At 39.6% G+C, this 6,323-nt stretch carries 8 protein-coding genes; 7 read left to right on the top strand and 1 reads right to left on the bottom strand.

Annotated elements, in window-relative coordinates:
- The first annotated feature begins 16 nt into the window (after window positions 1–16).
- The 4 genes from AWH49_RS07930 to AWH49_RS07945 all read left to right on the top strand — a co-directional run bounded on the left by AWH49_RS07930 (window position 17) and on the right by AWH49_RS07945 (window position 2,780).
- Window positions 17–670 carry an alpha/beta hydrolase gene (locus AWH49_RS07930; RefSeq protein WP_063965253.1) on the top strand — a complete coding sequence of 218 codons (654 nt, stop codon included), beginning with the start codon at window positions 17–19 and terminating at the stop codon, window positions 668–670.
- Entirely contained in the window at window positions 663–1,070 is a 408-nt protein-coding gene (locus tag AWH49_RS07935; RefSeq protein ID WP_063965254.1) for a DoxX family protein, read from the top strand. Before AWH49_RS07930 ends, AWH49_RS07935 begins: the two co-directional genes overlap by 8 nt.
- A 19-nt stretch (window positions 1,071–1,089) precedes the next feature.
- Entirely contained in the window at window positions 1,090–1,872 is a 783-nt protein-coding gene (locus tag AWH49_RS07940) for an SDR family NAD(P)-dependent oxidoreductase (protein WP_063965255.1), read from the top strand.
- 62 nt (window positions 1,873–1,934) lie between these two features.
- Complete coding sequence (locus AWH49_RS07945) at window positions 1,935–2,780, top strand: VOC family protein (RefSeq protein ID WP_063965256.1); 846 nt, start codon at window positions 1,935–1,937, stop codon at window positions 2,778–2,780.
- Window positions 2,781–2,936: 156 nt separating this feature from the next.
- On the opposite strand, the gene AWH49_RS07950 is transcribed toward AWH49_RS07945, so the two are convergent.
- Window positions 2,937–3,791 (bottom strand): DUF2935 domain-containing protein, encoded by an 855-nt coding sequence (locus AWH49_RS07950; protein WP_063965257.1) that lies wholly within the window; start codon window positions 3,789–3,791, stop codon window positions 2,937–2,939.
- A 144-nt stretch (window positions 3,792–3,935) separates the two neighbouring features.
- Here AWH49_RS07950 and AWH49_RS07955 point away from each other — a divergent pair, with 144 nt between their 5' ends.
- The 3 genes from AWH49_RS07955 to AWH49_RS07965 form a co-directional block, all read left to right on the top strand.
- Window positions 3,936–5,015, top strand: coding sequence for a nitric oxide synthase oxygenase (locus AWH49_RS07955; RefSeq protein ID WP_094777154.1), 1,080 nt, complete (start codon window positions 3,936–3,938; stop codon window positions 5,013–5,015).
- 107 nt (window positions 5,016–5,122) lie between these two features.
- Window positions 5,123–5,995, top strand: coding sequence for a permease (locus AWH49_RS07960; protein WP_063965259.1), 873 nt, complete (start codon window positions 5,123–5,125; stop codon window positions 5,993–5,995).
- Window positions 5,996–6,010: 15 nt separating this feature from the next.
- Window positions 6,011–6,323, top strand: a 313-nt coding sequence (locus tag AWH49_RS07965; protein WP_157723687.1) for a DUF1980 domain-containing protein, incomplete at its 3' end; no start/stop codon positions are given.

Raw genomic sequence — 6,323 nt, forward strand, 5'->3', positions numbered from 1 at the left:
GGAGGAATTTGAAGATATGAAAGATCAGCTTGTTTATGAACTTCGCAGCCCTGAAAACATTGAACCGGGAAAGAAATATCCAGCCATTTTCTTATTGCACGGAATGGGAAGCAACGAACAGAATATGATGCCACTCGTCTCGGGGATGGATAAAAATCGGTTTGTTTTCAGTATAAGAGGACCTATTCAACAGCCGCCGGGTTATGCTTTTTTCACGATTCAAGGATTCGGAAACCCGCATAGAGACGCGTTTGACAGTGCAATAAATAAACTTGAAAATTTTATAGAGTACGCGGTGGAAAAGTACCAGGTCAATACGGACGATCTATTTTTAATGGGATTCAGCCAAGGGGCGATTCTTTCGATGACACTTGGACTAAAGCTCGGAACCCGCATAAAAGGGATTATAGCGCTAAGCGGTTATATCCCGGCTTTCGTAAAAGAAGAGTATGACATTCAATCGATGGATCAAGTGGCGGCATTCATTTCACACGGTGAGTACGATCAAGTCCTTCCATATGAATGGGGTGTTAATGCAGAAGCATTTTATAAACAGCATGGAGCCGCTTCAACATTTAGCGCCTATCCGGAAGGTCATACCGTTTCAAATAAAAACCATCATGATTTTACAGCGTGGTTCAAAAATTTAGGAGGAAATAGAGATGAATAAATTAGGGGTAAGTATATTCTTATTAAGAATGGTGTTAGGAATTAGTTTCTTCGTACACGGGCTCGTGAAATTTCAAGGCGGTATCGGTAATACTGTCGGATGGTTTGAAAGTATTGGGATTCCAGGATTTTTAGCATATGTTGTTGGAACAATAGAATTGGTTGGCGGAATTGCACTCATTTTAGGACTTGGAACACGAATTGTTTCTGCACTGCTTGCTGTCGTTATGATTGGGGCTATACTAAAAGTGAAAATTGCCATCGGTTTCTTAGGAACAGCGGAAATGGCCGGTTACGAACTTGATCTTGCCTTTTTGGTTATCGCTCTATTTTTAGCGGTAAATGGAAGTAAGCTTTGGTCAGTGGATGGAGTTTTATTTTATAAACCCACAAATGAGTAAGAGTTAGAAGGGAGACGCAATGGAATTAGGGCTAAAAGGAAAAGTCGCATTGATTACGGGTGCAAGTAAAGGAATTGGACTGGAAACTGCTTTGCAATTAGTAAAGGAAGGCGCGAAAGTCACTATATGTGCACGAAACAGTGAAAATTTAAAGGCGGCGGCGAATCGTATAGTTGAAGAAACAGGTGTTCAGGTGTTTTATATCGAAGCGGATGTGACGAATGAAGAGGATTGCAAAAGAATGATTACGTCCACCGTAGAGAAGTATGGCCGATTGGACATTGTTGTCAATAATGCCGGCACTTCCTCTGCAAACCCATTTGAACAAGTAGAGACGGAACTTTGGCAACAAGACCTTGATTTGAAATTATTCGGTGCTATTCATTGTTCTCGTTATGCCATCCCATACATGCGGCAAGTCGGCGGCGGTGCGATTGTGAACGTGACGGCGGCGGTCGCCAAAACGCCGCCGGCCTCTTCATTGCCGACTACGGTGAGTCGAGCGGCAGGTATGGCCCTCACAAAAGCAATGAGTAAAGATCTTGGTCCCGACAACATTCGAGTGAACACAGTCTGCATCGGTTTAATTCGAAGTGATCAAATCGAAAAAAAATGGAAGCAACAAGCACCTGAATCTACATGGGAACAGTATGCAACGAACAAAGATCATCAAATTCCTCTCGGACGTATCGGGAATACAGACGAGGCAGCTAAAGTGATCACATTCCTCGTTTCAGATGCAGCCTCCTACGTAACAGGGACAGCCGTGAATATAGACGGTGGACTGGCGGGAGCTTTGTAGGGAGCTGAGCGCCACCTTAATGGACAGATGCCACAGAAAAATAAGAAAGGAAGATTATAAAAATGGAGAATTTTCATCGCAAACCAAATACATTTGTCGGACAGGTTAATATAAACGTAACCGATTTGGATACCGCGCTTGCTTTTTACCAAGATGTGATCGGTTTTCAAGTATTGGAACAAACAGATCGCAAAGCAGTCTTAACGACAGACGGAAAAACAGGGTTATTAACGCTTGAGCAGCCTATTGATGTAACACCGAAAGAAGCGAGAACATCTGGTTTATATCACTTTGCACTTTTACTGCCAACTCGTGCAGACTTGTCTATCTTTTTACAGCATTTACTTCAGACAGGTTACCGATTCGGCGCGTCGGATCATCATGTAAGTGAGGCACTCTACATTACGGATCCAGACGGAAATGGCATTGAAGTGTACAGAGATCGGCCATCTTCAGAATGGACTTGGTCCAATGGGGAAGTCTCGATGGTAACGGACCCTTTAAATGGAGAAAGTCTTCTCGCGGAAAGCAATTCAGAATGGAATGGGCTGCCGGCTGATACGGTAATGGGTCATATTCATCTGCACGTATCTGACCTGCAAAAAGCAGAAGAATTTTATGTGAAGGGTCTCGGTTTTACGGTCGTCAGTCATTATCCTCAAGCTGTTTTTATTGCTACCGGTCGTTACCATCATCATATTGCCATCAATACGTGGCAAGGTGCAGGTGCCCCGGCACCGAAGAAAAACAGCGTCGGTTTAAATTGGTATACTCTCGTCTTTCCAAATGAAGAGGCAAGAGGAAAAGCGATTGAACAATTGCAGGAAATCGGTGCTTCAGTGACAACTGAAAATGATTTTTTTGTGACTGAAGATCCATCAGGAAATAAAATTCGATTAGTCGTTTGAAAAATGCTTGAATAAGGAAAAATTGAAGCATCGAGGCGTATTCAGTACGTTTATTTCGGATGATGATAAAGATAAAGCAACATTTAATGAAGCGACTACTCCTTCCTATCATGAGGGGGTAGTCGCTTCATTCTGTTCAAATGCAGGCATTGCGTGTTAAGCATTTTGTGACGTAAGGTGTGCATCGAACGCATCAATAATATGAAGAAAATGATCTGCTTCACGATATACGTGATCGGCCAGAAGTGCGGGGATATTGCTCTTAATTTTACAGGCCTCAATTAAATCTCTTGCTGTTTTCTTAAAGTCTCGTAGCGAAACAACAGATACTCGGTTTTGATCAAGAAATTGCTCCAACATTGGTTTTGTTTCAGAATGTGGACGCATGTGATCCAAATCTTGTGCTTGGAAAAGAAGTTGATCGAAATCATTGCTGAACTCTCGGGCTTGATCAACGAGTTTCCGTTCAGAAGGATCTAACAAATGGCCGATAAACTTCGAGTGGTCTGCCATGATCTTTAAGAAAAACACATTCTCTTTAATGATGGCTTCAGGTATAGGTTGAAGTATTCCTTCATTCAATTCCTTTAATCGTTTCGCAAAATAATAAGCTTCCCGGCTTGTATGGTCGACTAGTAACGGAATATTGTTTGAAATAATTTTACAACTTAATATGAGTCCTAATACTTTTCGTTTATAAGCCCAAATAGAAGCAGCTGCTTGATATACTTGAATGTTAAATTTTCGAATGACCTCGGGATCCGTTTTTTCATTATACTGGCTAGCTTGTTCTTCAATCCGTTCAAATATCACAATAAATTGTTTGGCTTCTTTAATCAGTTCTGTCTGATCAGCGGTAAATCCGAGGCTTAAAAAGAAAGCGTGTTCTTTCATAATCCGTGACCAAAACCGAATTTCCTCCAATGATTGTGTCACAAATGTAGGAATCGCACATTCACCCCTCTGATTGTACTTCTCAGACCTATTGTATTCGAAGAGCGATGCCTTCATGTTATCATCTGTTGAAATAAGTTTACGTAAGACTAACGACGAGAACTTTTGAAGTAAAACGGAGAAGTCACGACAAATATGCTCCGTTTTTATTCAAATCCGCCTGTGGTATATTATTAGAACATGATCATAGGAGGATTCATTTTGATTAACGGTATACTTAAAGAGGCAGAAGATTTTATTCGTTCTTGTTATAGGGAATTAAATAAAACGGAGCAGGAACTAGAAGATAGGCTGAATCATATTCATAAAAAGGTAGTAAGCAAAGGTTATTATGAACATACAGCAGAGGAACTAGAATATGGAGCAAAAATGGCCTGGCGAAATAGTAATCGTTGTATAGGAAGATTATTTTGGGATCATTTACATGTAATAGATAAGAGACATTTAAACACAGAAGATGAGATCATGGAGGCTTTATTTGAGCATATAGAGACGGCAACGAATAAAGGCCGTATACGCCCTACAATAACGATTTTCCCGCAGAAAGTTGCACATAAAACGGTACGTATATGGAATCACCAATTAATTCGTTACGCAGGTTATCATACTGAACAAGGTGTTTTAGGAGATCCTGATTCCTTAGCGTTTACAGAGACTTGCATAAAACTAGGGTGGGAACCAAAGTACGGTAAATTTGATGTTTTACCCTTAGTCATTCAAATGAATAAGCAACGTCCACGTTTAGTTGAAATTCCAGATAACCTACTTCTTGAAGTTCCTATTCGCCACCCTGATTATCAATGGTTTGAAGATTTACAACTTAAATGGTATGCAGTTCCCATGGTCTCGGACATGAAGCTTGAAATAGGTGGCATTACTTATACGGCGGCTCCCTTTAATGGATGGTACATGGGCACTGAGATAGGGGCACGAAACTTAGCGGATGAATGGCGGTATAATATGCTTCCTCAGATAGGATCTTTAATGGAATTAGATGTAAGAAGCAATAGATCTTTATGGAAGGACAGGGCACTTCTAGAATTGAATACAGCCGTCTTGCATTCTTTTAAGGAAGATGGGGTTAGTATAGTTGACCATCATACGGCGGCTCAACAGTTTAAAAAATTTGAAGAAAAAGAAATGAGAAAGGGAAGGTCAGTTACTGGTAATTGGGCTTGGCTCATCCCGCCATTAGCGCCTGCTACAACACATATTTATCATAAACCATATAAAAATGAAGTTAAAAAGCCAAATTATTTTTATCAAAATACACCTTATTAATTTTTTAGTAAAGCCAACAATTCAATATTTTTATACCATGCGTGTTATTATATGATTAAATATACATGAAAAAATAATCGAATAAAAATGGAGAGGAAAGGCTTACTTTGTCTGTTTTTTTACAATTAAATACAATATTTATTAGTATCTTAATAGAAGCATTTCCGTTTGTATTAATCGGTGTTTTTGTCGCGGGATTTATCCAGATGTTTATTAGTGAAGAAATGGTGGCAAAAGTAGTGCCGAAGAACCGCTTCCTGGCCGTTTTATATGGAACACTGATTGGCGCTTTATTTCCGGCTTGTGAATGTGGAATTGTTCCGATTGTCCGCAGGTTATTGTTAAAAGGGGTACCTCTTCATACAGCGATTCCTTTTATGTTAACAGGGCCCATTATTAATCCTGTCGTATTATTTTCTACTTATATCGCTTTTGGAAATCAGTGGGATATGGTACTGTATCGGGGTGGATTGTCTTTGGTCGTGGCCCTTTTAATCGGTATTCTCTTATCTTATCAATTTAAAGGCAATGAACTCTTGAAAAAAGCAGCTCATACACACAGTCATCAGCCTGCTTCTCAAACAATCTCAAAGAAGTTTATCCACATGCTTCGTCATGCGGTGGATGAATTTTTTTCTGTTGGTAAATATTTAATTATCGGCGCTTTTATTGCCGCATCGATGCAGACATTTTTGAAAACATCTACGTTGATTGAACTTGGTCAAACAGAGGCAACCTCTTCACTGGTCATGATGGGATTGGCCTATATTTTATCATTATGCTCAGAGGCTGATGCTTTTGTTGCCTCATCCTTTAGAGGAACATTTTCAACAGGTGCATTGGTGGCCTTTCTTGTTTTTGGACCGATGGTTGATATTAAAAATATGTTAATGATGCTTAGTGTATTTAACAAACGATTTGTTTTTAGTTTAATTGGTTCTATTGCGCTGTTTGTATTTCTAGGCTCACTGCTCTTGTAAGGAAGGAGGAAATAAATGTTTCGTGCATTGGTTTTAATGGTCTTTACATATTTCTTTCAACATCTTCATACATCGGGTAACATATCGAAATATATTAATATGAAATATGAGTATATTTCGTATATCGCTATTTTTACGTTTGCTATTCTCACGATTGTGCAAATATATAACGTTGCCACAACTTCTGAAGATGAGCATTGCTGTGACCATTCACATGAGCATGAAAAAGATAAACCGCTGTTTTGGAGATGGATACATTATGGAATTTTTATCTTTCCATTGGCGACAGGCCTTTTTTTACCAATTGCAACGCTTGATTCAACTCTTG

The organism is Domibacillus aminovorans, from assembly GCF_001643235.1.
In the GTDB taxonomy this organism is placed as follows: domain Bacteria; phylum Bacillota; class Bacilli; order Bacillales; family Domibacillaceae; genus Domibacillus; species Domibacillus aminovorans.

What these genes read in the sequence shown, in the direction of transcription:
- AWH49_RS07940 (WP_063965255.1), top strand. Translation starts at nt 1,090, where the DNA reads ATGGAATTAGGGCTAAAAGGAAAAGTCGCATTGATTACGGGTGCAAGT.
- AWH49_RS07935 (WP_063965254.1), top strand. Translation starts at nt 663, where the DNA reads ATGAATAAATTAGGGGTAAGTATATTCTTATTAAGAATGGTGTTAGGA.
- AWH49_RS07945 (WP_063965256.1), top strand. Translation starts at nt 1,935, where the DNA reads ATGGAGAATTTTCATCGCAAACCAAATACATTTGTCGGACAGGTTAAT.
- AWH49_RS07950 (WP_063965257.1), bottom strand. Translation starts at nt 3,791, where the DNA reads ATGAAGGCATCGCTCTTCGAATACAATAGGTCTGAGAAGTACAATCAG.
- AWH49_RS07930 (WP_063965253.1), top strand. Translation starts at nt 17, where the DNA reads ATGAAAGATCAGCTTGTTTATGAACTTCGCAGCCCTGAAAACATTGAA.